The sequence below is a fragment of the Simplicispira piscis genome (assembly GCF_054783455.1).
In genome coordinates this window covers 18,728-43,332 of the sequence record NZ_BAAGQN010000014.1, presented here as the reverse complement: position 1 = coordinate 43,332, position 24,605 = coordinate 18,728, and the positions used below count along the sequence as shown (strand labels likewise).

Annotated in this window: 16 protein-coding genes and 1 pseudogene; 10 read left to right on the top strand and 7 right to left on the bottom strand. The window is 63.5% G+C overall.

From position 1 onward, the window contains the following. Positions 1 to 248: 248 nt before the first annotated feature. From ACYVOC_RS08610 to ACYVOC_RS08595, 4 genes and pseudogenes are all read left to right on the top strand, one after another. Positions 249 to 3,779: an IPTL-CTERM sorting domain-containing protein gene (locus tag ACYVOC_RS08610; RefSeq protein ID WP_461161503.1), complete on the top strand. Its 3,531-nt coding sequence runs from the start codon at positions 249 to 251 to the stop codon at positions 3,777 to 3,779. Between the two features lie 58 nt (positions 3,780 to 3,837). Continuing rightward, on the top strand, positions 3,838 to 4,050 hold the full coding sequence (locus ACYVOC_RS08605) for a hypothetical protein (RefSeq protein ID WP_461161502.1): 213 nt from the start codon (positions 3,838 to 3,840) through the stop codon (positions 4,048 to 4,050). A gap of 31 nt (positions 4,051 to 4,081) precedes the next feature. Beyond that, positions 4,082 to 4,854: pseudogene (locus ACYVOC_RS08600) on the top strand (transposase); the annotation flags it as partial. Positions 4,855 to 5,240: 386 nt separating this feature from the next. Next, a complete protein-coding gene (locus ACYVOC_RS08595) occupies positions 5,241 to 6,932 on the top strand; it encodes an AMP-binding protein (protein ID WP_116003405.1) in 1,692 nt (563 codons plus the stop codon). Positions 6,933 to 7,024: 92 nt separating this feature from the next. On the opposite strand, the gene ACYVOC_RS08590 is transcribed toward ACYVOC_RS08595, so the two are convergent. The 7 genes from ACYVOC_RS08590 to ACYVOC_RS08560 form a co-directional block, all read right to left on the bottom strand. Further along, positions 7,025 to 8,203: an ABC transporter substrate-binding protein gene (locus ACYVOC_RS08590; RefSeq protein ID WP_116003406.1), complete on the bottom strand. Its 1,179-nt coding sequence runs from the start codon at positions 8,201 to 8,203 to the stop codon at positions 7,025 to 7,027. Between the two features lie 23 nt (positions 8,204 to 8,226). After that, the gene (locus ACYVOC_RS08585) at positions 8,227 to 10,080 is read right to left on the bottom strand and encodes an AMP-dependent synthetase/ligase (RefSeq protein WP_461161501.1); all 1,854 of its coding nucleotides are present in this window, start codon (positions 10,078 to 10,080) and stop codon (positions 8,227 to 8,229) included. Between the two features lie 4 nt (positions 10,081 to 10,084). Further along, positions 10,085 to 10,888, bottom strand: coding sequence for an ABC transporter ATP-binding protein (locus ACYVOC_RS08580; protein ID WP_116003408.1), 804 nt, complete (start codon positions 10,886 to 10,888; stop codon positions 10,085 to 10,087). Next, complete coding sequence (locus ACYVOC_RS08575; RefSeq protein ID WP_116003409.1) at positions 10,885 to 11,682, bottom strand: ABC transporter ATP-binding protein; 798 nt, start codon at positions 11,680 to 11,682, stop codon at positions 10,885 to 10,887. Before ACYVOC_RS08575 ends, ACYVOC_RS08580 begins: the two co-directional genes overlap by 4 nt. A 165-nt stretch (positions 11,683 to 11,847) precedes the next feature. After that, the gene (locus tag ACYVOC_RS08570; RefSeq protein WP_116003410.1) at positions 11,848 to 12,924 is read right to left on the bottom strand and encodes a branched-chain amino acid ABC transporter permease; all 1,077 of its coding nucleotides are present in this window, start codon (positions 12,922 to 12,924) and stop codon (positions 11,848 to 11,850) included. 14 nt (positions 12,925 to 12,938) lie between these two features. Then, complete coding sequence (locus tag ACYVOC_RS08565) at positions 12,939 to 13,814, bottom strand: branched-chain amino acid ABC transporter permease (RefSeq protein ID WP_116003411.1); 876 nt, start codon at positions 13,812 to 13,814, stop codon at positions 12,939 to 12,941. A 157-nt stretch (positions 13,815 to 13,971) separates the two neighbouring features. Beyond that, entirely contained in the window at positions 13,972 to 14,346 is a 375-nt protein-coding gene (locus ACYVOC_RS08560) for a hypothetical protein (RefSeq protein WP_461161500.1), read from the bottom strand. An 84-nt stretch (positions 14,347 to 14,430) separates the two neighbouring features. Between ACYVOC_RS08560 and ACYVOC_RS08555 the strand changes: the two genes are divergently transcribed. The 6 genes from ACYVOC_RS08555 to ACYVOC_RS08530 all read left to right on the top strand — a co-directional run bounded on the left by ACYVOC_RS08555 (position 14,431) and on the right by ACYVOC_RS08530 (position 24,603). Further along, a complete protein-coding gene (locus tag ACYVOC_RS08555) occupies positions 14,431 to 15,060 on the top strand; it encodes an ABC transporter ATP-binding protein (RefSeq protein ID WP_116003413.1) in 630 nt (209 codons plus the stop codon). A gap of 175 nt (positions 15,061 to 15,235) precedes the next feature. After that, positions 15,236 to 16,657 carry an MdtA/MuxA family multidrug efflux RND transporter periplasmic adaptor subunit gene (locus ACYVOC_RS08550; protein ID WP_461161499.1) on the top strand — a complete coding sequence of 474 codons (1,422 nt, stop codon included), beginning with the start codon at positions 15,236 to 15,238 and terminating at the stop codon, positions 16,655 to 16,657. 33 nt (positions 16,658 to 16,690) lie between these two features. Then, positions 16,691 to 19,831, top strand: coding sequence for an efflux RND transporter permease subunit (locus ACYVOC_RS08545; RefSeq protein ID WP_461161498.1), 3,141 nt, complete (start codon positions 16,691 to 16,693; stop codon positions 19,829 to 19,831). After that, a complete protein-coding gene (locus tag ACYVOC_RS08540) occupies positions 19,818 to 20,063 on the top strand; it encodes a hypothetical protein (RefSeq protein WP_461161497.1) in 246 nt (81 codons plus the stop codon). Before ACYVOC_RS08545 ends, ACYVOC_RS08540 begins: the two co-directional genes overlap by 14 nt. Next, positions 20,060 to 23,161 (top strand): efflux RND transporter permease subunit, encoded by a 3,102-nt coding sequence (locus tag ACYVOC_RS08535; RefSeq protein ID WP_461161496.1) that lies wholly within the window; start codon positions 20,060 to 20,062, stop codon positions 23,159 to 23,161. The genes ACYVOC_RS08540 and ACYVOC_RS08535 overlap by 4 nt, the downstream gene beginning before the upstream one ends. Continuing rightward, a complete protein-coding gene (locus ACYVOC_RS08530) occupies positions 23,161 to 24,603 on the top strand; it encodes an efflux transporter outer membrane subunit (RefSeq protein ID WP_461161495.1) in 1,443 nt (480 codons plus the stop codon). The genes ACYVOC_RS08535 and ACYVOC_RS08530 overlap by 1 nt, the downstream gene beginning before the upstream one ends. Positions 24,604 to 24,605: the final 2 nt, after the last annotated feature.

Sequence of the window (24,605 nt, the reverse complement as noted above, 5' to 3'; positions counted from 1 at the left end):
CCTTGCTGCGACGGCATCAGTGTGAGTGAAAAGCTACTTTTATGACACAGTAAGACTAATGTATGGCTCGGGCAACGGAGTTTTGCGATTTGCTTTACAGTCTGTTGCATACCGCTGCGTCGCCTTGGCGGATCACATCCCGCAGGGATCAGTTCTTCACAACCGTTCCCCACCAACCAGGGCACCCGGACATGCACCAAGCTCCAACCTCTTTACGCGTTGGATACGGGGTTCTACCCTCCACCACCGTGGAAGACGCACCGCTGGTGCGTTGCCCAGTGACATGGTGGCGATTGTTTGCCGTGTGGATGGCAGTGGCACTGTTGCTGAGTCTTGTACCTCAACGTGCTGCAGCTCAAAGTGCGCTGGATGGCTTTGACCCCAGCGCCAACGATGTGGTCACAAGTGTGGTGGTGCAGCCCGACGGCAAAGTGGTGGTGGGAGGGGGCTTCACCACCCTGGGCGGGCAAGCACGCAATCGTATTGCCCGGCTCAACGCCGATGGCACGCTGGACGCGGCCTTCAACCCCGATGCCGATGGCGCGGTCAATAGCCTGGCCGTGCAGCCCGATGGCAAGATTCTCGTGGGGGGCAATTTCACAACCATAGGCGGGCAACCCCGCAACAACATTGCTAGGCTTAATGCCGATGGCACGCTGGACGCTGGCTTCTATCCCGCGGCGGGGGCTGACCGTCCAGTCCAAAGCCTCGCACTGCAGCCCGATGGCAAGGTGGTAGTGGGCGGAGATTTCAACCTCATGGGTGGGCAAGCGCGCAACTTCATTGCACGTCTCAACACTGACGGCACGCTGGATGCGGGTTTCAACCCCGGGGCCGGAGACTCTGTCTACAGCTTGGTTGTACAGCCGGATGGCAAGGTGGTGGCCGGGGGGTTCTTTAGCACCCTGGGCGGGGAAACACGACGCTACATCGCACGGCTGAACGCTGATGGCACGCTGGACATGGCCTTCAACCCGGATCCCGACGATGTAGTGCGCTCCCTGGCCGTCCAGGCCGATGGCAAGGTGCTGGTGGGGGGTACGTTCAATTCGATGGCCGGACAACTGCGCAGGAATATCGTCCGGCTTCACGCTGATGGCACCCTGGATTCCGCTTTCGTGAATCTGGAAGGTGATAACGATGTCCTCAGCCTGGCCGTGCAGCCGGATGGCAAAGTGGTGGTCGCGGGACGTTTCAGCACCTTGGGCGGACAGCCGCGAAACAACATTGCCCGGTTGAATGCCGATGGCACGCTGGATTCAGGCTTTAACCCAGGGGCAGACAGCACTAGTGTGTTCAGCTTGGCAGTGCAGCCAGATGGCAAGGTGCTGGTGGCGGGTGAGTTCACCACGCTGGGTGGACAAGTACGCAATCGCATCGCCCGCCTGGAGACCGATGGTTCGCTGGACACCTCCTTGAACCCCGGGGCCAACAACCTTGTCTACAGCGTGGTGGCGCAGCCCGACGGCAAGGTGCTGGTAGCGGGGTCCTTCACCTCCCTGGGAGGGCAGGTGCGCAACCGCATAGCCCGGCTCCAGCCCGATGGCTCGCCGGACGCCAGCTTCAACCCGAATGCCAATAGTCCGGTTCTCACCCTCGCGGTACAGCCCGATGGAAAGGTATTGGCGGGGGGTACTTTCACTACTCTGGGCGGCCAGGCGCGCAACCGCATTGGCAGGCTCAACGCCGATGGCTCGCTGGATGCATCCTTCAATCCGGGAGCCGACGGAAATGTTCGCGGCATGGCGGTACAGCCGGATGGCAAGGTGCTGGTGGTGGGCGATTTCAACAACTTGGGCGGTCAGGCGCGTAGCTACATTGCCCGATTGAACGCCGATGGTTCGTTGGATGCCAGTTTTGACCCGGGTGCCAATAACCCGGTCTTCAGCCTGGCGTTGCAGCCGGATGGCAAGGTGCTGGTGGGGGGCATTTTCAATATCCTGGGCGGTCAGGCGCGCAACCGTATTGGTCGGCTCAACGCCGATGGGTCGCTGGATGCCAGCTTTGATCCAGATGCCAATACCGATGTCTACAGCTTGGCCCTGCAGCCGGATGGCAAGGTGCTGCTGGGGGGCTATATCAACTCCGTGGGCGGGCAACCGCGCAGCCAGATTGCTCGGCTCAACGCCGATGGCTCGCTCGATGCCAACTTTGACCCGGGTGCCAATGACGCGGTCTTCAGCCTGCTGGTGCAGCCCGATGGCAAGGTGTTGGTCGGAGGCTTTTTTACCACCTTGGCTGGACAGCCGCGCAACCATATTGGACGACTCAACGCCGATGGTTCACTGGATGGCAGCTTCAACCCAGGTGCCAATAACTTTGTATACAGCCTGGCGGTGCAGCCGGATGGCAAGGTGCTGGTGGGAGGTGCTTTCACCAGTATTGGCGGGCAACCGCGCAACCGCATCGCCCGCCTGAGCCAGCCCGAAGCAGCATTGCAGTCCCTGCTGGCCACCACCGGCGGCACCGGCCTGCGCTGGATGCGCAGTGGCACGGGGCCTGAGGTCAGCCAGGTGCGCTTTGCTCTGGCCACCACAGAGGATGCTTCCGAGGGCGCCTGGACCGACTTGGGCTCCGGTACCCGCATCGCAGGCGGCTGGGCTCTTGACGGCCTGACACTGCCCGCTGCTACTCCCGTGTGGGTTCGGGCACAGGGAGTTACCGCAGGAGGGTATTTCAACGGTTCAGGCTCCTTGGTCCACTCGGTGCGCCAGCTCTTCCTGGCCAGCGCTCCCGGCGCCCCCACGGGCCTTGCGGCCACAGCGGGTAACAGCGCTGTCACCCTTTCGTGGACCGCCCCCGCTGACGATGGCGGCAGTGCCATCACCGGCTACACCGTTACAGGCACGCCTTCGGGCAGCTGCACCACCACGGGTGCACTCACCTGCACGGTCTCGGGGCTGACCAACGGTGTGGCGCACACGTTTACGGTGACTGCCACCAACACCGCGGGGCCCAGCCCGGCATCAGCTCCTGCCTCGGCCACGCCGCAACCAGGTGTTCCTGGCGCCCCAACAGGTTTGACAGCCCTGGCGGGCGATAGCGCAGTGGCCCTGTCGTGGGCGGCCCCTGCCAGCGACGGCGGCGGTGCCATCACGGGCTATACCGTCGCAGGCACGCCTTCTGGCAGCTGCACCACCACCGGCGCCCTCACATGCACCATCGCGGGCTTGGCGAACGGAGCGGTGCACACGTTCACTGTGAGGGCCATCAATGCTGGTGGCACCGGCAGTGCTTCGGGCTCGGTCAGCGCGACTCCACAGGTGTGGGCCCAGCCCGGCGTGACCTTGCCAGGCGGCGGCAATGCAACCGTACAAGTGGGCGCCCCCCCGGGGTGCACCATATCTGGAGCGCAGATTGGCACGACCTTACCCCCAGGCGCGCCTGCGGGCGCAAGCTTCCCCCTGGGTGTCTTCAGCTTTACCGCTGCAGGGTGCGCCAACGCCACCTTGTCGGTGCGCATTGATTACCCCGCGGGCAGCTTGGGTGGCTTGCAGCCCCACAAGTACGGCCCGGCAAGCTCGGGCGCGGCGCCCGGCTGGTTCCCGCACGGCATGGTCGTGGGTGATTCGGTGGTGTTCAGCGTCACGGACAACGGCGTGGGCGACAACAACCCAGCGCTGGGCGCGATTACCGATCCGTTTGCCCCGGTGCTGTTGCCAGCAGGCCCGCCCAGCGCGACGTCGATTCCCACGCTCAGCGAGTGGGGCCTGATGGCATTGGTGATCTTCACGGGGATCATGGGCATGGGCCATTTGCGTAGGCGCACCGTGTTGTAAGACTGGCTGTGAGGCGGCCAGCACCGGCCCGCCCCGCGCTACTGGCCGTGGCGCGCGGGTGCTGCAGGAAGAACCGCAGCATCTCGCCCGTGGCATTCGCCCCGCGCGGGTCGGTGTGGCTGCCCTGGGCGTTGCCGCCCGCCCAGGCATGGCCCGCCCCGTGCAGCAGCCAGTGCTCAGCGACCACGGGGCACGACGGGCCGACAGCGGCATCGCCCGCACGCACCGTGCGGCGGTGCACAGTGCGCGTGTAGTGCTGGCGTTGCGGTGAATAGAGAACGCTACTGCGTAGGCGCCCTGGTCTGGGCTACCAGCACAGCGGCTTCTCGGTGGACGCTGGCGTGTGCATCGAAGCACACGACCGTGCCGCCCTGGAGCGGCTGCTGCGCTACTGCGCCCGCCCGCCCTTTGCCATGGAGCGGCTGCGCAAAGAAGGTGCTGAGTTGGTGTACCGCTGCGCGAAACAACACAGCGAGCCTCGCTCGGGCAAGCGTGGCGCCAAGGTCGACGAGCTGCACCTCACACCACTGGAACTGATAGCCCGTATTGCCGCCCTGGTGTCACCACCGCGAACGCACCGGCATCGCTATTTTGGTGTACTGGCCCCGAACTCGCCGCTCAGGGCTACGGTGACGGCGCTGGCTGCACCGGTACAACCGGCCAAGCAAGTCTTGGTGCAGACCGAGCCAGCCACCACGGGCGAGGGAGCAACTGGAGTGACACCGCTGGGCTATCCCACCCACGCCCGAGCCTGCGACACCCAAACGGTCGAAGGCGCATTATCTGTGGGCGGTGTTGATCGCCCGCATCTACGAAGTGTTCCCGCTGCTGCGCCCAATGTGCGGTGGTCAGATGCGCCTGATCGCCTTTTTCACCGAGGGCACGCAGATCAGAAAGATCCTTGATCACATCGGGGTGGACTCGGAGCCACCACACATATCCCCGGCGCGCGGGCCACCGTTGTGGGATGACTGCGATGCGCAGACGGATGAGGGGGGTGCACATTGGGCCCGACTGGGATCTGGCGGCACAACCGGCACCGGATTACGAGGTGGGCCAGCGCATCAATTGGTGAGGGATCGAAGCAGTGATTTCGCAAGCACTGTGGGGAGGGCTGCGTGTGCAGCAGACCGACATCCATCTTTGGACCAGCGGCAATTGCACCATCTGAAGAACATCGGCTCTGTAGCACTCACGGATCCGAGTTATTCAGGGCATCCTTTGATCTGCTCGTAGGTTTTTTTGCTCATGGATGCCTCAATTCTGATAGGTGTTGCACTTCAGATTTGAGGCCGCCGTGTAAAACGCCTTGTTTCATGTCCTGTGGCCCCCTTGGCGGGGGTGGGTAAATCGCTAGCACGGGGGGCGGATAAGGAAGGTTTTCGGCGCCCAAGCACTCCTATACTGCCCCGGGGTGGGCGCAGACCCGCCTGTAACCCATATGATAGGAGATACGCACTCATGAGCTCTGTAGCACCCGATACGCTGGCATTGCAGCGCCTTTACCATTGGGAGCAGGCAGCACCCAACCGCGTGACGTTGACCCAGCCCATGGGCCAGGGCGTGGTTCAGGATTTCACCTGGGGTCAGCTGGCCGACCAGGTGCGCCGCATGGCCGCACACCTGCAGTCCCAAGGCTGGGAGCCCGGGTCGCGGGTGGCCATTCTGTCCAAAAACTGTGCCTGGTGGCTGATGAGCGACCTGGCGATCTGGATGGCGGGGTATGTGTCGGTGCCGCTGTATCCCACACTCGCACACGACACGGTGAACCAGATTCTCACGCACAGCGAAGCCAAGGCGTGTTTCATTGGCAAGCTCGATGGCTGGGAAGGCATGAAGCCGGGTGTTCCCGAAGGCATGCCCTGCATCAGCTACGCTTTGTCGCCTGAAGATGCACGCAAGAACTACGAAGGCTGGGATGCCATCTGCGCACGCACCCCGCCACTGCAGGGCGCGCCGGTACGCGGTGCGGACGAGTTGGCTACGCTGATCTACACCTCGGGCACCACGGGCAAGCCCAAGGGGGTGATGCACAGTTTCGGCAATTTCGCCTGGGCACTGGGCTCGGGGATCAAGCGCATTCCCATGGGCCAGGAAGACCGCATGCTGTCCTACCTGCCGCTGGCGCACGTGGTTGAACGTGTGCTGGTGGAGCATGGCTGGCTGCGCACGGGCATGCAGCTGTTTTTTGCGGAAACGCTGGAGACGTTTGCATTGGACTTGCAGCGAGCCCAGCCCACGATTTTCTTCTCGGTGCCGCGCCTGTGGGTCAAATTCCAGCAGGGCATTCACCACAAGATGCCACCGGCAAAGCTCAACCGCCTGCTGTCCATCCCACTGATTGGCGGCCTGGTGCGCAGCAAGGTGAAAAAAGCCCTGGGATTGAACCATTGCCGTATTGCAGCAGGGGGCGCGGCGCCCATGCCTTTGTCCCTGCTGCAGTGGTACAGCAAGCTGGGCCTGGATATCAATGAAGGCTATGGCATGACGGAAAATCTGGCCGTCTCGCACATTACCGTGCCGGGCAAAAACCAGCAAGGCAGCGTAGGCCCGGCCTACGACGGTGTGGAACACCGCACCGATCCGCAGACCGGGGAAATCCAGATGCGCAGCCCTGCCCTGATGCTGGGTTACTACAAGGAACCGGAACAAAGCCGCGACGCCTTCACTGCTGATGGCTGGCTGCGCACCGGCGACAAGGGGCGCATCGACGCCCAGGGTTGCCTGCACATCACGGGCCGCGTGAAGGATTTGTTCAAGACCGGCAAGGGCAAATATGTGGCTCCCGCGCCCATTGAAGACAAACTCGGCACGCACGAGTCGGTCGAAGCGTGTGTGGTGACGGGTGCCAACCTGGGCCAGCCACTCGGAATCGTGATGCTCAATGCCGATGCTGTAGCCAAGGCAGAACAGCCGCAGGGAAAAGCCGCGCTGGAGGCCTCGCTGACAGCGCACCTCAAGAGTGTCAATGCCACGCTGGACCCGCATGAGCAACTGCAATGCATCGTCCTGGTGACCACGCCCTGGACGGTGGACAACGATCTCATTACGCCCACCTTCAAGGTCAAGCGCAACCGTATCGAAGACATTTATTCCGCCAACTATGAGCGCTGGGAAACCTCGGGCAAGAAGGTGGTCTGGTACGGCCAGTAAATCGCTGTTTGCGTCCATAAAAAAACACCGCCCGGTTCAAGCCGGGCGGTGTTTTTTTGTGGTGCGCCCAGCATGGGCGCACACTTGCGAACTTATTCGGTAATGTAGTTCGACACGATGACCCAGCGGCCGTCATGCAGTTGCGACAGGCGCGAGAGGTTGCTGCCCAGGCGCTTTTGCGGTCCGAACTTCTGCACTGCGCTGCCAAAGATGTCGCGCGGGATTTCCATGGTGTCCATGGCCTTGATGAAGCTGTCGGTGCTCAGGTTGGTGCCCGCCTTCTGCGCGACGCGGATGAAGCTGTCGATCGCAAGATAGCCATAGACCGAGAACACAGCAGGGTCTTCGTTGAAGGCCGTCTTGTATTTGGTGGCCCAGAAACGGATGGGTTGCGATGCGTCGTCCAGATAGGGGTTCTGCACCGTCATCGTGGCGTAGAGCCCATCCATGGCCTTGCCGCCCAACTTGTGGATCAGGTCGGTGTAGGCTGCGCTGGAACCCAGGAAGATCGGGTTGAAACCCAGTTTGCGCGCTGTACCAATGCCGCCAATCGTCTCGCGGATGATGGTGCCCAGCACCACCATGTCGCATTCGGCCGCCTTGAGCTTGGACATTTGCGAAGAGAAGTCGGTGGCACCGCGTTTGAACGTGGTTTTTTCGACCATGGTCATGCCGATGGCCTTGAGGCCGTCTTCTGCGCCGCGCTGTACTTCCAGGCCGAACTCGTCGTCCTGGTACATGGAGCACACCTTCTGGGCCTTCTTTTCCTTGACCAGCTTCGGCGTAGCAGCCTTCATCTGGTCATAGTAGGTGGCAGCAAAAGCGTACTTGAGCTTGTGGAAAGGCTCGTACATCTCCCGCGCAGCCGTCACCGGGAAGAAGTTGATGACGTTCTTTTCAAACTGTACGGGCATGGCGGCAAGGTTTTGCGCCGTGCCCAGGTGGCCCACCATCATGAAAATCTTGTTCTGGTTGACCAGCTTTTGGGCCGCCAGAACGGCTTTCTTGGGGTCGTAGCCTGAATCTTCCACGAGCAGGTTGAGCTTGCGTCCGTTGACGCCGCCTTGCTCGTTAACTTCGTTCACGCGCAGCATCATGCCGTTGCGCAACTGTTTGCCAAAGCCTGCCAGAGGACCGGACAGATCCTGGATGGAACCCAGCGTGATCTCGGTTTTGCTCACGCCCTGGCTTTCCTGGGCTTGTACCCCGGACGTGCTCATGGCGGCAGCGCATGCCAGCGCGGCCCAGGCTGCGGTCGATGTCATTTTCATGTCCTGTCTCCTTTTGAATTGTGTCAATACATGGCATCGATCTGTGCCGCGTACTTCTGTTCTACCAGCTTGCGCTTGAGCTTCATGGTCGGAGTGAGTTCTTCATCTTCGGCCGTGAGCTGGGTGTCGAGCAGGAAGAATTTCTTGATCTGCTCCACGCGGGCAAACTTCTGGTTCACCCGATTGATCTCGTTCTGGATCAATTCTTGCACTTCAGGGGCGCGTGTCAAACTGGCGTAATTACTGAAGGGTATGTCCTCATCCTGGGCGAATTTCTCCACGTTCTCTTGGTCGATCATGACGATGACCGTGAGATATGGGCGCTTGTCGCCGATGACCACAGCATCCGTGATGTAGGGCGAGAACTTGAGTTCGTTCTCCAGTTCACTGGGCGTGATGTTCTTGCCACCGGCCGTGATGATGATGTCCTTCATGCGGTCGGTGATGCGGAAGAACCCTTCATCGTCCACCACGCCCACATCCCCGGTGTGCAGCCAGCCGTCTGCATCAATGGTTTCGGCTGTTTTTTCGGGCAGGTTCAGGTAACCCATGAAGACGTTGGTGCCACGCACCAGAATCTCGCCTGTGGCAGGGTCGAGCCGCACTTCATTGAAACTGGCGGCCGGGCCGATGGAACCAGGCTTCATGCGCGTGGCCGGCACGCCGGTTGAGGCGCCGCAAGTCTCCGTCATGCCCCACACTTCCAGCATGGGAACGCCCAGGGCCATGTACCACTTGACAAGCTCGGGTGAGATCGGCGCCGCGCCGGTGACGCAAAAACGCGCCCGGTGGATGCCGATCAGTTTACGGGTGTTGTTCAGGGCCAGCCAGCGCGCCAGCGTGAAGCGCAGCCGCAGCCCGGTGTTCACCGCTTCGCCGGCCATGACCTTCTCGGCAATGCGCATGCCTACACCAATGCTCCAAGCGTAGGCGGCACGCTGTAGTGCACTCGACTCCTTGAGCGTGATCATCACGCCCGAATAGAACTTTTCCCAAACCCGGGGAACGGCGGTAAAAACGGTGGGCGCAATCTCGCGCACGTTTTCGGGAATGGTTTCGGGGTTCTCCACAAAGTTCAGCTTGGCGCCTGTGTAGAGCGCAAAGTACTCGCCCCCCATGCGCTCTGCAATGTGGCACAGGGGCAGGAAGCACATGCGTTCATCGCGCTCGTCTTGCGCCACCAGGGTGTTGAAGCCGCGCGTGGTGTAGACCAGTCCGCGGTGGCTGTGCATGGCGCCCTTGGGCTTGCCTGTGGTGCCCGACGTGTAGACCAGAATGGCCAGGTCGTCGGGTTGGCAGTCGGCCGCACTTTGCTGCACAGCGTCAGGGCGCTTCTCCAGCCATTCGCGGCCCAGGGCCCGCAGGGCGTCGAGCGATATTACGCCGGGGTCATCCAGGTCGCGCAGGCCCTTCATGTCAAACACGACCACCTTCTGCAGCAAAGGCAGGCGCTCGCGCACTTCCAAGGCCTTGTCCAGTTGCTCGTCATCTTCCACAAACAATACGCGCGTCGCCGAGTCCTCGCACAGGTAATGCACCTGGGAAGCCGCATCGGTGGGGTAAATGCCGTTGGAGACACCACCGCAACTGAGTACGGCCACGTCAGCCAGCACCCATTCGACCACGGTGTTGGCGAGGATCGAGGCCGTATGGCCACGCTCAAACCCCAGGGCCATCAGGCCACCCGCAATTTCGCGCACCGCCACGCCGGTTTCCTGCCAGGTCCAGCTGCGCCAGATGCCCAGTTTTTTCTGCCGCATCCAGATCTGATCGCCGCGCAGGGCCACCGCGTTCCAGAACACAGCGGAAATGGTCTCGCCCGGCACGACGATATCTTGCCGAGGCTGGATATGGCTTACATCCCACAAATTGCTCATTGCTTCACCGCCATGTCTTTTTCTTTTTCCAGCGCCGCTCGCCGCGCACGCCGGTTTCCTTCATGCCGAGGTAGAACTCCTTGATGTCGTCCTTCTCACGCAGGCGCTCGCAGGAGTCCTCCATGACAATGCGGCCGTTCTCCAGCACGTAGCCGTAATCCGAGGCGTTGAGGGCCATGTTGGCGTTTTGTTCGACCAGCAGGATGGTGGTGCCACGCTCGCGGTTGATGCGCACCACGATCTCGAAAATCTCCTTGGTGAGCTTGGGTGATAGTCCCAGGCTGGGCTCGTCGAGCAGAATCAGATCGGGGTTGGCCATGAGGGCGCGCGAGATGGCCAGCATCTGTTGCTGCCCGCCCGACAGCAGCCCGGCATCCTGTTGTGAGCGTTCCTTCAGGATGGGAAAGTAGCCGTACACCATCTCCATGTCGCGGGCCATGCCGTCGCGGTCCTTGCGCGTGTAGGCGCCCATGAGCAGGTTGTCGTGCACCGAGAGCAGCGGAAACACTTCGCGCCCTTCGGGTACGTGCACCAGGCCCTGCTGCACGATGAACGCGGGGTCTTTCGCCGTGATGTCCTGGCTTTTGAATTCGACCGATCCCTTGCGCGGGTCCAGGATGCCCGAGATGGTCTTGAGAATGGTGGACTTGCCGGCGCCGTTGGAGCCCAGCACGGTGGCAATCTCGCCCCGGCGCACCTTCAGGCTCACGCCCCGGATGGCCTTGATGGGGCCATAGGAGCTTTCGACGTTCAGCAGCTTGAGCATGGGCGCCTGGGCGCCGTCGTCGCGGTCGGTCAGCGTGCTCATGCAACCCTCCGCAATGAAGAAACATCGTCCACGGTGCCCAGGTAGGCCTCGATGACGGCGGGATCGGTCTGCACCTCGCGCGGTGTACCCATGGCCAGCACCTCGCCCTGGTTCATGGCCAGTACCCGGTCGGACACCTTGGAGACGAGCGACATGTCGTGCTCCACCATGAGTACCGTGATGCCCAGCTCTTGCTGGATGTCCTGGATCCAGAACGCCATATCGTCAGTTTCCTCCACGTTGAGACCCGATGAGGGTTCGTCAAGCAGCAGCAGCTGGGGTTCGGTGCACAGTGCGCGCGCCAGTTCCACCACTTTGCGAACGCCATAGGGCAAGCCGGCCACCAGGGTGTCGCGGTAATGCTGCAGGTGCAGCAGGTCGATCACTTCCTCGGCTTTCAGGCGGGCCTGCAGTTCGGCCTCGCGCGCCGTGGCGGTGAAAAACATGTCGCGCAGAAAACCGGTCTTGCGGTGGGTGTGTCGTCCGATCAGCAGGTTGTGCAGCACCGTGGCGTGCTCAAACAGCTCGATGTTCTGGAAGGTGCGCGCAATGCCCATGGCGGCAATGGCGTGCGCCGGCTGGTCGGTGAGCTTCTTGCCCAGGTAGGTGATCTCGCCCGTGGTGGGCTGGTAGATGCGACTGATCAGGTTGAAAACCGTGGTCTTGCCGGCGCCGTTGGGACCGATGAGTGTGAACACCTCACCACGCTTGACGTCGAAGCTGACATTGTTGACGGCCAGTACGCCACCGAAGCGCACGCTCAGGTTGCGGGCAGAAAGGAGGATATCGCTCATCTCAAAGATTTCTTTCGATGCGTGTGCCACGCGCGGCGCAGGAAACCGGCGCGCCCCAGGCCAGTGGCCCCCGCGCAAGGGCTGCCCCGCCGCGCTGGGGGCGTCCCCGAGGGGCCGCTGCCTCTGGCGGCTGCACGGAGGAGCGAAGCGTCATAGGGGAGTGTTTCACTTGAGGCGGTCCGATTTCTGGAAGGACTTCTGCCGCTTGAACATGCCTTTGCGGTAGAACGGAAAGAGTTGCAGCCAGGTCCGGATCTTCAGCCAGCGGCCATACAGGCCGTTGGGTTCGAACAGCACGAAGGAAACCAGCACCATGCCGTAGATGGCGGCCTGCAGACCTGGCGCCTGGCCGATGGCATCGGGCAGCAGGTCTTTGACCATGCCAATGGCCTGCGGCATGGTGATCAGAAAGATGGCGCCGAGGAATACGCCATGCACCGAACCCAGGCCGCCAATCACGATCATCAGCAGCAGGTCGATCGATTGCAGAATGTTGAACTGGTCGGGCGAAATGAACTGCAGCTTGTGCGCATACAGCGCACCCGCAATGCCTGCCAGCCCGGCCGACAGGGCAAACGACAGTGTCTTGTAGCGCGCCAGGTGAATACCCATGCTTTGCGCCGATATTTCCGAGTCGCGGATGGCCACGAACGCTCGTCCTGTGGGCGCGCGCAGCAGGTTGAGCAGGCCCAGCGTGGCCGCCACAGTAATGCCCAGACAGAGAAAATAAAACGCATCACCGCCCGACAGTGACCATCCCCCGAGCGTTGGCGCCTTCACGTGCATGCCCGCGTTGCCGCCGGTCACCGATTCCCAGCGGGCAAACACTTCTTCCACGATGAAGCCAAAGGACAGTGTGGCCATGCCCAGGTAGATGCCCTTGACGCGCAGCGCAGGCAACCCCACCACCAGCCCCACGGCCGCCGACAGTCCGGCGGCGCAAGCCAGCGCCAGGGGAAAGGGCCAGCCCATGCCCACCAACACCGCCTGGGTGTAGGCCCCCACGCCCAAAAAGGCGGCATGGCCGAGCGAAAACAGCCCGGTGAAGCCCGCCAGCAGCATCAGGCCCAGGCCGGCGATGGCATAGATGAGTACAAAGGTCAGCTGCGCCAGCCAGTATTCGGCAAACAGCCAGGGCGCGGCCAGCAGCAGCAGCCCCAGGGCGCTGTACCAGAAGACGTGGCCAGGGTGCTTGGCAAGACGGATGTCCTGCCGGTAATCGGTTTTGAAAATGAAACGCATGTTGTTTGGCCCCGTCAGACTTTCTTGCGGAGCTTTTCGCCGAACAGCCCGTTGGGCCGGACCATCAGCATGATCAGCACCACCACATAGGCGGCTACATCCTTGAAGCCATCGGGCAAGTAAAAGCCCGAGAACGATTCGACCAGGCCAATCACCAGCCCGCCGACGATGGCCCCGGGCAGGCTGCTAAAGCCCCCCACCACGGCGGCGGGAAAAGCCTTGAGGCCGATGAAGCCCATGTTGGCATGCACAAAGGTGATGGGCGCCAGCAGCAGACCGGCAACGGCTGCCACCGCTGCGGCCAGTGCCCACACCAGGCCGTTGAGCCGTTGCACCGGAATGCCCATGTAGTAGGCCGCCAGCTGGTTCTGCGAAGACGCCTGCATCGCAATGCCCAGCTTGCTGTACTTGAACAGGGCGAACAACAGAATGCACAGCACGGCCGTGGCGGCAATGATGACGAACTGCTCGACGTTGACCACCAGTGTGCCAAGGGTCCAGATCTCGTCCTTGTAGGGCACCGGCAGCACATAGGTCTCTGTGCCGATGCCCGGAATCATGGTGATGATGCCGCGCGCCGTGTAGCCCACACCGATGGTTAGCATCACGATGGAGAACGCGGGCTGGCCCAGAATGGGGCGCACGATGACCCGCTCGATCGCCATGCCAAAGAGTGCCATGCCCGCAATGGAACTGAGCACGGCAAGCCAAAAGGGAAACCCCATCAGCGTCATGCATGCCAGGCCGCCAAAGGCGCCCAGCATCATGAGTTCACCCTGGGCGAAGCTCACGGTTTCTGTGCCTTTGTAAATCAGCACGAAACCCAGCGCGATGAGGCCATAAATGCAGCCTTGCGAGACACCGCTGATGACCAACTGCAAAAACTGCACGCTGTTGACTCCCTGTTTTGTGAATGCGTCCCGGTTTATAGCGGGGCATCGCAGTCTTGTCGTTAAGGGTTTTCCGTTGGTGACGTAAAGCAAAGTCTCGTAAGCGACAGCGGCGTTGCGCATCGCGACCGGGGCGATGCATAGCCAAAAAAATTTGTCAGTCGATGGCGAAGCGCGCGCGCAGCGCAGCGCCAAAAGCAGGCCTTCCGCTGAGCGATAGCGTCACGATATGGCGGCTAGCATGGGCGGGGTCACCCTGCACGGTGATGTGATGTTCGGCTGCGTCGTAGCCCAAGTGCAAGGGTGTTGTGTCTGCCGCCTCACAGAGGGTTTGCAGGTCATAGTCCCAGTCACCTCCGTCCTCGATGGCGCCGCAGCGTCCAGGGAAAACCTCGTGGGCCCACGCCAGCACCCACTCGATTTCGGCCAGCAGCGCTGAAAGCTGCTTGGGAGTGACCGATGCCATGGCATCCCAGGTACCTGTGCCCTCATCGTCTTCGCTGTAGTCAAAATCGAGGTAAAGCAGGGTCATGGTGTGCGGCGATGCAAGACAGAAAATGGCATTGTCCGGCAAGCGCATGCAGGCCCTGAACCATGCCACACGGAAAGTGAAACCATGAACGATACGGTACCGGTCCTGCAGGTCGAGGGCCTTTGTTTTTCTTACCCGCAGCACCCGCTTTTTGCGGGCTTGTCTGCCCGATTTGGCGCTGGCGTGATACTGGTGCAAGGGGGAGAGAGCAGCGGAAAAACCACGCTGCTGCGCTTGCTCGCAGGTGCTCTGGCGGCCGATGGTGGTCGTCTGGCGCTGCGCGGCACGGTGCTGGCCGATGCGCCACAAGCCTATCGGCAGCAGGTGTTCTGGGTCGATCCGCGTGCGGACGCCATTGATCCGCTCATTGTGCAGGCTTGGCTGGATTCGTTGCCCGCACTGCATCCTGCCTGGGATGCGCAGGCGATGGCCGATCATGTGCGCGGTTTTGGGTTGGAGCCTCACCTGGACAAGGCTTTTTACATGCTGTCCACGGGCAGTCGGCGCAAGGTGCTGATGGCGGCGGCGCTGGCCTCGGGGGCTGCGCTCACGCTGATCGACGAACCCGTGGGCGGCCTGGACCGGCCCTCGGTGATCTACCTGCAGCGCGCGCTGACCCGCCATGCACAGCAGCCACGCGCCCTGGTCGTTGCCCATTACGAGGCTCTGCCGGGCGTTCCCTGGTCCCAGGTTCTGGAGTTGCCTGATGCTTGATGCGACCCACGATACTGGACTGCCGTTTGCGGCGTGCCATTCGCTGCGCACAGAACCCGCGGGAGCCCGCTGGCTGGCGCCTCGGTAAAGCCCAGGTAAACCCGCTGGCGTGCCAAGCGCAGGTGCGGTGCGCTGGCTACCATACGCCTTGGTTTCACTTTGCCATGCATTTACCATGCGCTCCTCCCGTCTGATCCACCGGCCCCGCAGCCCTGCATTGCGCCAGTCGGGGCGCGCACGCTGGTGGCTCCTGGGCCTGTTCGTGGTGGCGCTGGCCGGTGGTGGTTGGTGGTGGATGCACCGTCAGGCGGGTGAGGGTGCGACTGCCGCCCCTGCGGGTGCCCCTGGTTCCGACGGACGCAAGGCCGGTGGCCCGGGTCGGTTTGGTGGCAGCCCGGCACAGCCCGTATCGGTCGGCGAGGTGCGGCGTGAGGACGTGCGTGTGCAGGTGAGCGCCATTGGCACCCTGAACGCGCGCGCCACGGCGGTGGTGCGTGCACAAGTGACGGGCCAGTTGATCGCGCTGCATTTCAAGGAAGGCGATGAGGTCAAGGCCGGTGCTTTGCTGGCTGAAATGGACCCGCGCAGCTACCACGCCGCCTTGGGCCAGGTGCAGGGCGCGTTGGCGCGCGACGAGGCGCTGCTCGCCAACGCACGCATCGATCTCGTGCGCTACCGTGATTTGCAGCAGCAGAACTCCATTGCCAGCCAGCAGGTGGACACGCAGGCAGCCCTGGTGCGCCAGCTCGAAGGCACTGTAGCCGCAGACCGCGCCGCGCGCGATGCAGCGCAGCTGCAGCTTTCGTACACGCGCATCACGGCACCGATTTCCGGGCGCCTGGGCCTGCGCCAGGCTGACCGCGGAAACGTGGTGTCGCCAGGAGATGCGAACGGCATCGTCACCATTGCCCAGGTGCGGCCCATTGACGCCGTGTTCTCGGTGCCCGAGGGTCTGCTGTCGCAGATAACCCCTCGTCTGGCGGACAAAACCCCGCTGCCCGTCGAGCTGTGGGACCGTGAGATGCGCCAACGCCTGGGGACAGGCGTGGTCAGCGCGCTGGACAACGCCATTGACACCACTACGGGCAGCATCCGCGTCAAGGCGGCCTTTCCCAACGAGAACGGTGCGCTGTTTTCCAACCAGTTCGTCAACGTCAAGCTGCAGCTCGATACGCTCAAGAACACGCTGACCGTGCCCGCCACCGCCCTGCAAAACGGCCATGTGTACTTGGTGAAGGATGACGGCACCGTCGCTTGGACGGCGGTGCGCGCCGGCCCGCAGGATGGTGATCGCCTGAGCGTGCAAGGCGACTTGTCGGTGGGCGCGCAGGTCGTGACCGACGGGCTCGACCGCCTGCGCGATGGCGCCAAGGTGAACGTGATCACGCCCCCCGTGCCAGGTGCTGCGCCGGTAGCGAAGGCGCGCCGGTTTGATCCGTCCACGCTGCCGCCCGAGGTGCGTGAGAAGCTGGCCAAGATGTCGCCAGAGGAGCGCCGCGCGTTTATTACCGAGCGCCGGGCCAAGGCTGCTGCCTCGGCGCCTGCGCTGGCCGCAAGTGCCCCGGCCAGCGCCCCCGAGAGCAAGGCCAAGCCCTGAAGCGCGGCGGCCTCAGTCCAGACGGTTTCGCGCATGAATATCTCGCGCCCCTTCATATTGCGGCCGGTGGCAACCTCGCTGCTCATGCTCGCCTTGCTGCTCAGCGGCTTGCTGGCGCTGCGCCTGCTGCCGGTGTCGGCCCTGCCCGAGGTCGATTACCCGACCATCCAGATCACCACGCTTTACCCTGGCGCCAGCCCGGATGTGATGACCGCCACCGTCACTGCGCCGCTGGAGCGCCAGTTCGGTCAGATGCAGGGGCTGGCGCAAATGTCGTCCACCAGCTCGGGTGGTGCTTCGGTGATCACGCTGCGTTTTTCACTCGACATTGCCATGGACGTGGCCGAGCAGGAGGTGCAGGCGGCCATCAACGCCGGCAGCAACCTGCTGCCCCCAGATTTGCCCATGCCGCCGCTCTACAGCAAGGTCAACCCGGCGGACGCGCCCATCATGACGCTGGCGATCACATCGCCTTCGTTGCCGGTCATTCGCGTCAATGATCTGGTGGAAAACCGCCTGGCACCGCGCCTGTCGCAGGTGCCCGGTGTCGGGTTGGTGGCGGTGGCGGGCGGGCGCCGGCCTGCGGTGCGCATCCAGGTCAACCCCGCCACGTTAGCGGGCCTGGGCTTCACGCTGGACGACGTGCGCACGGCCATCGCTGCTGCCAATGTGCGCCAGGCCAAGGGCGGGTTCGACGGGCCAGACCGCGCGTCCAGCATCGATGCCAACGATCAGCTCCAGTCGGCGGCTGAGTACCGCAACCTGGTGCTCGCGTTTCGCAATGGCGCGCCGATCCGCCTCGCCGATATTGCCTCCACCGTGGACGACGCCGAGAACACGCGCCTGGCGGCATGGGCTGGTACGCCGGACATGGGCAGCCGCGCCGGTGTCATCCTCAACATCCAGCGCCAGCCCGGCGCTAATGTGATCGACACGGTGGACCGTATCCAGGCGCTGCTGCCCCAGCTGCGCAGCACGCTGCCGGCCTCGCTTGACGTGCAGGTGCTGACCGACCGCACCGTCACCATCCGCGCCTCGGTGCGCGACATGCAGTACGAACTGTTGCTGGCGATTGCGCTGGTAGTGGCGGTTATTTTCGTTTTCCTGCGCAGCCCCTCGGCCACGCTGATTCCCGCTGTGGCGGTGCCGCTGTCGCTGGTGGGAACGTTGGGCGTGATGTACCTGGCGGGTTTTTCCATCAACAACCTCACGCTGATGGCGCTGACCATTTCCACGGGCTTTGTGGTCGATGATGCGATTGTCATGATCGAAAATATTGCCCGGCACCTGGAGGAGCCCGGCGCCGTGCCTCTCACGCCACTACAGGCTGCGTTGGAGGGTTCACGCCAGATCGGCTTTACCATCATCTCGTTGACGATCTCGCTGATTGCGGTGCTGATTCCGCTTCTGTTCATGGGCGACGTAGTGGGGCGGCTATTCCACGAATTTGCCATCACCATGGCCGTGTCCATCGTGATTTCCGCCGTCGTCTCGCTCACCCTCACGCCCATGCTCAGTGCCCGCCTGCTGCGCGCACCAGAAAATGAACGCCACGGATGGCTGTACCACGCCACCGGCCGTTTCTTTGACCGCACCATCGCCGCCTATGGACGCATGCTCGAAGTGGTGCTGGACCACAGTGTGTTGACCTGGGTGGTTTTCATGGCCACGCTGGCGCTCACCGTACTGCTGTATTTTTGGGTGCCCAAGGGTTTTTTCCCGACGCAGGACACGGGCCTGCTGCAGGCCACCACCGAGGCCGATCAGTCCATTTCTTTCGCCGCCATGGCCGAGCGCCAGCAGGCCGTGGCCGCGCGCATATTGCAAGACCCTGCGGTGCAAAGCGTGTCTTCGTTCATTGGAGTCGATGGCCAGAACACCACGCTCAACAGCGGCCGCCTGCTGATCAACCTGAAAGCGCACAGTACCCGCGACGCCGCCCCGGTGGTGCAGCAGCGGCTGGTGACCGCCACGCAGAGCCTTGCCGGTATCCGCTTGTTTGTGCAGCCGGTGCAGGATTTGACGATTGAAGACCGCGTTGCGCGCACCCAGTACCAGTTGCTGCTGTCGTCGCCCGACGCCACCACGCTCAAGGCGGCCACGCAACTGATGCAAGAGCGTCTGCGCGCGTTGCCAGGGCTTTCCGATGTGGCCAGCGACCTGCAGGACAAGGGGCTGCAAGCCTATGTGACCATCGACCGTGCGCAGGCCAGCCGGCTCGGTGTCACCGTGGCGGCGATAGATACCGCGCTCTACAACGCCTTTGGCCAACGCCTGATTTCCACCATCTTTACGCAGTCCAACCAGTACCGCGTGGTGCTGGAAGTCGCGCCGCGCTTTGCCGTTGGGCCTGAGGCGCTGGCGGGTATCTATGTGCCGGTGGCCGGTGGTGCGCCGGTACCGCTCTCGGCGGTGGCGCGTGTCCAAGAGCGCAGCATGCCGCTGGCCGTGAACCATGTGGGCCAGTTGCCGGCCGCCACGCTGTCATTCAACGCTGCGCCGGGCGTAGCGCTGGGCGACGCGGTCGCCCAGGTGCAAAAGGCGCTGGGGGATGCCCGCGCCAGCGGTGATGTCAGCGCTGCGGTGGATGCCCGCTTTCAGGGGGCCGCACTGGCTTTTCAGGCGTCACTGTCCAATACGCTGCTGCTCATTCTGGCGGCGGTGGTCACGATGTACATCGTGTTGGGCGTGCTCTATGAGAGCGTGGTGCACCCGGTGACCATTCTCTCGACCTTGCCCTCGGCCACGGTGGGGGCGCTGCTGGCGCTCAAGCTGGCGGGCGCCGAGCTTGACATCGTGGCCGTGATCGGCATCGTGCTGCTCATTGGCATCGTCAAGAAGAACGCCATCATGATGATCGACTTCGCACTCGATGCGCAGCGCGAGCGTGGTCTGCCCGCCCGCGCCGCCATTGTGGAGGCTTGCCGGTTGCGCTTTCGGCCCATCCTCATGACCACGCTGGCGGCACTGTTTGGCGCGCTGCCCATGATGCTGGGTGATGGTGTGGGCAGCGAGTTGCGCTTTCCGCTCGGGGTGACGGTGGTGGGCGGGCTGATCGTCAGCCAGCTGTTGACCTTGTTCACGACGCCGGTGATTTATCTGACGTTTGAGCATGCCGCCGAGCGTTGGCACGCGCGCCGGGCGCGTAAGGAATCGGGCCATGCACCTGCCTGACTTTTTAGGCGGAATCGGCCGCCAGCGCACGTCTTGCCTGCGTGAGGCAGTCAAAAAGCATAGTGATTTGGAAGTGGGGGCTGATTCCAATTTCTTGCTTGGTTTGAGGGCGCACACCCCGGCCTCTGCCTTCAGTAAAAACAAACCGTCAAAAAATATAGCTGCTACCGCAATACCCATAAGCGCTAGAGGCCAAAAACACTATAAATCTGGAAGAAAGCTCAACCCATGAGCCTCTCCACCCCCTTCATCCACCGCCCGGTAGGCACCCTGCTGCTGACGTTGGCGTTGGTCCTGGCAGGCAGCGTGGCGTACTTTCAGCTGCCGGTGGCGCCGCTGCCGCAGGTCGATTACCCCACCATTTCCGTATCTGCCAGTCTGCCCGGCGCCAGCCCCGACACCATGGCTGCCACCGTGGCCACGCCGCTGGAACGCGCATTGGGCGCCATTGCCGGGGTGACCGAGATGACATCGAGCTCGGCTCAGGGCAGCACCCGCGTCACCTTGCAGTTCGACCTGAGCCGCACCGTCGACAGCGCGGCGCGTGATGTGCAGGCGGCGATCAATGCCTCGCGCACGCTGCTGCCCAGCGGCATGCCCAGCAACCCGAGCTACCGCAAGGTGAACCCGGCGGATTCCCCCATCCTGATGCTGGCGTTGACCTCGTCCACGCTCACCCGGGGCCAGATGTATGACGCGGCCTCGACCGTGCTGGCGCAAAAGCTCTCGCAGGTGGAGGGCGTGGGCCAGGCCACGGTCAGCGGGGGCGCGCTGCCGGCCGTGCGCGTCGAGCTTGACCCGGTGCGTCTGGCGGCCAGCGGCATTTCGCTGGAGCAGGTGCGCAACGCCATCAGCAACACCAATGGCCGCAGGCCGCTGGGGGGCGTAGAGCGCGAAGACCACTACTGGCAGATTGCTGCCAACGACCAGGCGAGCCTTGCTGCCGACTACGCGCCATTGGTGCTGCGCTGGAACGCCAATGGCAGCGCGGTGCTGCTGCGCGATGTGGCCGAGGTGACCAACGGCGTGCAGGACACGCGCAACTATGGCGTGGCCAATGGCAAACCGGCCATCCTGCTGCAGATCTACAAACAGCCGGGCGCGAACATTCTCGATGCGGTGGACCGCGTGCGGGCCTTGTTGCCGCAGCTCAAAGCCTCCATCCCGGCAGCGATCGACGTGCAGATCGTCTCGGACCGCACGCCCACGCTGCGCGCCTCGGTGCGCGAGGTGCAGCGCGCGCTGGTCATGGCGGTGGCGCTGGTGGTGATTGTGGTTTTTTTGTTTTTGCGCAGTGCCCGCGCCGCGCTGGTGCCCAGCGTGGCCGTTCCGGCATCGCTCATGGGTGCGTTTGGCGTGATGTACCTGGCCGGCTATACGCTGGACAACCTCTCGCTCATGGCGCTCACCATTGCCACGGGTTTTGTCGTGGACGATGCCATTGCGGTGCTGGAGAACATTGCCCGCCACATGGAGAACGGCAAGAGCGCACTGCAGGCGGCATTGGTGGGTTCGCGCGAGATTGCCTTCACGGTGCTCTCGATGAGCATTTCGCTGGTGGCCGTGTTCGTGCCCATCATGTTCATGGGCGATGTGGTGGGACGGTTCTTTCGGGAGTTTGCCGTCGTCATGTCGGCAGCCATCCTGATCTCGCTGGTTATCTCGCTCACCACTACGCCCACGCTCTGCGCGCTGTTGCTCAAACCCCGCGCGGTGCACGCTTCTACGCGCATCGGTCGCTGGGTGGACGCCCGGGCTGCGCGCGGCATGCGCGCCTATCGCCGCAGCCTTGCGTGGTGCCTGCGCCGCCAGCCGCTGGTGCTGCTGCTCTTGGGCGGTGTCATCGTGCTCAATGTGTTCCTCTACACCACCATCGAAAAGGGCTTCATGCCCGAGCAGGATACGGGCCGCATCATGGGCTTCATTCGCGCCGATCAAGCCAGTTCCTACCAGGCGATGGAGCGGCGTATCAAACGTTTTCTGGCCATTGTGGAGGCCGACCCCGCGGTCGAAAATGTGACGGGTTTTACCGGCGGCGGCCAGCGCAACGCGGGCGCCATGTTCATGACGCTCAAGACCGATCGAAAAGAGTCTTCCGACGCCGTGATCGCGCGCCTGCGCGGCCAGCTCAAGGACGAGCCCGGTGCGCGATTGTTCATGGTGCCCCAGCGCGACATTCGCATCGGCGGGCGCCAAAGCAGCGGCTCTTATGAATACACGCTGCAGGCCGACGACGTGGCCGATCTGCGCACTTGGGAGCCACGCATCCGCGAAGCCTTGGCGGCGCTGGCGCAGCTCGAAGACGTCAACAGCGATGTGCAGGACCACGGCGAGCAGACGACGCTGGACATCGACCGCGATGCTCTCGTGCGCCTGGGCCTCACGATGGCGCAGGTGGACGCCACGTTGAACGACGCATTCGGCCAGCGCCAGGTGGGTGTGATCTACAACCCGCTGAACCAGTACCGCGTGGTGATGGAGGCGGCGCCGCGTTTTCTGCAAGACCCCAAAGTGCTGGACGGTTTCTTCTTCATCTCAAAAACCGGCCAGCGCGTGCCGCTCTCGGCCTTTGCCAAGCTGCGCAGCACCGTCACGCCGCTGTCCGTGAGCCACGAAGGCGGCTCCCCGGCGAGCACCATCAGCTTTGGCTTGGCGCAAGGCATGTCGCTGTCGGATGCCACCAGTGCCATCGAGCAGGCGGTGGCCAGCCTGGGTGTGCCGGTGTCGGTGCGTGGCAGCTTTGGCGGTAACGCGGGCGCCTTTCAAAAGACGCTGGCCAACCAGCCGCTGCTCATTCTCGCGGCGCTCGTCACCATTTACCTGGTGCTGGGCATGCTGTACGAGAGCCTGGTGCACCCGCTGACCATCCTCTCGACCCTGCCTTCGGCGGGTGTCGGCGCGTTGCTGGCGCTGATGCTGTTTAAAACCGAGTTTTCGCTCATCGCGCTCATTGGCGTCTTCTTGCTGATCGGCATCGTCAAGAAAAACGCCATTCTCATGATCGACTTTGCCCTGGCACGCCAGCGTGGTGGCCAAGCCAGTGCGGCCCAGGCCATTTACCGCGCGGCTGGGCTGCGCCTGCGCCCCATCCTCATGACCACCATGGCCGCTATTTTTGGCGCGCTGCCGCTGGCGCTGGGGCGGGGCGACGGTGCCGAGCTGCGCCAGCCGCTGGGCATTGCCGTGGTGGGAGGGCTGCTGGTGAGCCAGTTGCTCACGCTCTACACCACGCCCGTGGTGTACCTGGTGTTTGAGCGCCTGCGCCAGCGTGTGCAGATGCGGCGCTCGCCGCGACCGCGGGCTCCCGTGCCCCGTCTGGAGACTCTCTGATGGCTGTCCTGCCCCTGTGGTTTGAATTTTTGTCATTGCGGTGTGTGCCGGGCGTACTCCCGGCTGCGCTGGCGCTCGCAGGCCTGCTTGCGGGTTGCGCCGCGCCCGTGCAGCACGCGCTGCCCGACGCGCCGGTGCCCGCCGCATGGAAAGAGGGTGCCGCCGCGCAGCCCGGCTTCTGGCACCCGGCAACGCCGGGGGAGGGCGTGCAGTCCGACTGGTGGCAGCGTTATGGCGATCCGGTGCTGAATGCGCTGCAAGACAGGGCGCAGAGCGGCAACCCGGGCCTGGCACAAAGTGCAGCGCGCCTGCGGGCGGCACAGGCGGCGGTGGGCGGTGCGCGTGCACCGCTGCTCCCTCAGCTGGGCATTTCGGCCAGCAGCCAGCGTGCACAGGCGACACCGGGTGCAGGCCCAGTCAACAGCCAGTCGCTGGGCGTTTCCGCCAGTTGGGAAATCGACCTGTGGGGGCGCGTGGCAGGAATGGTCGATGCGGCCCAGGCCAACGCCCAGGCCAGCAGCGCCGACCTGGCAGCGGCCCGCTTGTCGCTGCAGGCGCTGGTGGCACAAAGCTACTTCGCACTGCGTACCGCCGAAGCGCAGCAGCAAATGTTGCAAGCCACCCTTGCCGCCTACGACGAAAGCCGCACGCTCACGCGCAACCGCGTGCAGGCCGGGGTGGCGTCGCCGTCCGACGCCGACCAGGCAGAGTCCCAGTACCAGAGCACGCGCGCCCAATGGCTGGAGGCACAGGCCACCCGCGCCCAGTGGGAGCACGCCCTGGCCGCGCTGCTGGGCGAGGCGCCTGCCAGCTTTGCGCTGGCGCCCTCGGCACAACTGCCAGCCCCGCCTGCAGTTCCGCTGGCGCTGCCCGCAGAACTGCTGCAGCGCCGCCCCGACATTGCAGCCGCCCAGCTGAACGTGGCGGCTGCCAATGCCCAGCTGGGTGTGGCGCGCAGTGCCTTTTTCCCAGCCCTCACGCTCTCGGCCAGCGCGGGTTACCGTGCCAGCAGCCTGGCATCGCTGATATCAGCGCCGAACCTGGTGTGGTCGCTGGGGCCGCAACTGGCGCTGGCGTTGTTCGACAACGGCGCACGCACAGCGGCCGTGGAGGGTGCGATGGCCAATGTGGACCTGGCTGCGGCCACTTACCGGGGTGTGGTCATCACCGCCTTGCAGGAGGTGGAAGATGCATTGAGCACCGGTGCCTTCGTGCAGCAGCAGGCGCAGGCGCAGCAGCTTGCCGTGGCGGCTGCGCAGCGTGCGCTTGCCGTGGCGCAAAACCAGTACCGGGCCGGTATCGTCGGCTACCTCAATGTGCTTTCCGCCCAGGCGAGTTTGCTGGCGGGTCAGCGCAGTTTGATCGAGCTGCAACGCCAGCAGCTGGTGGCGGTGAATACCTTGCTGAAGAATCTGGGCGGCGGCTGGACCGATGCCCCTTGACG

Coding starts and splice junctions, on each gene's coding strand:
- ACYVOC_RS08595 (WP_116003405.1), top strand. CDS start 5,241: ATGAGCTCTGTAGCACCCGATACGCTGGCATTGCAGCGCCTTTACCAT.
- ACYVOC_RS08590 (WP_116003406.1), bottom strand. CDS start 8,203: ATGAAAATGACATCGACCGCAGCCTGGGCCGCGCTGGCATGCGCTGCC.
- ACYVOC_RS08585 (WP_461161501.1), bottom strand. CDS start 10,080: ATGAGCAATTTGTGGGATGTAAGCCATATCCAGCCTCGGCAAGATATC.
- ACYVOC_RS08580 (WP_116003408.1), bottom strand. CDS start 10,888: ATGAGCACGCTGACCGACCGCGACGACGGCGCCCAGGCGCCCATGCTC.
- ACYVOC_RS08575 (WP_116003409.1), bottom strand. CDS start 11,682: ATGAGCGATATCCTCCTTTCTGCCCGCAACCTGAGCGTGCGCTTCGGT.
- ACYVOC_RS08570 (WP_116003410.1), bottom strand. CDS start 12,924: ATGCGTTTCATTTTCAAAACCGATTACCGGCAGGACATCCGTCTTGCC.
- ACYVOC_RS08560 (WP_461161500.1), bottom strand. CDS start 14,346: ATGACCCTGCTTTACCTCGATTTTGACTACAGCGAAGACGATGAGGGC.
- ACYVOC_RS08555 (WP_116003413.1), top strand. CDS start 14,431: ATGAACGATACGGTACCGGTCCTGCAGGTCGAGGGCCTTTGTTTTTCT.
- ACYVOC_RS08550 (WP_461161499.1), top strand. CDS start 15,236: ATGCGCTCCTCCCGTCTGATCCACCGGCCCCGCAGCCCTGCATTGCGC.
- ACYVOC_RS08545 (WP_461161498.1), top strand. CDS start 16,691: ATGAATATCTCGCGCCCCTTCATATTGCGGCCGGTGGCAACCTCGCTG.
- ACYVOC_RS08540 (WP_461161497.1), top strand. CDS start 19,818: ATGCACCTGCCTGACTTTTTAGGCGGAATCGGCCGCCAGCGCACGTCT.
- ACYVOC_RS08535 (WP_461161496.1), top strand. CDS start 20,060: ATGAGCCTCTCCACCCCCTTCATCCACCGCCCGGTAGGCACCCTGCTG.
- ACYVOC_RS08530 (WP_461161495.1), top strand. CDS start 23,161: ATGGCTGTCCTGCCCCTGTGGTTTGAATTTTTGTCATTGCGGTGTGTG.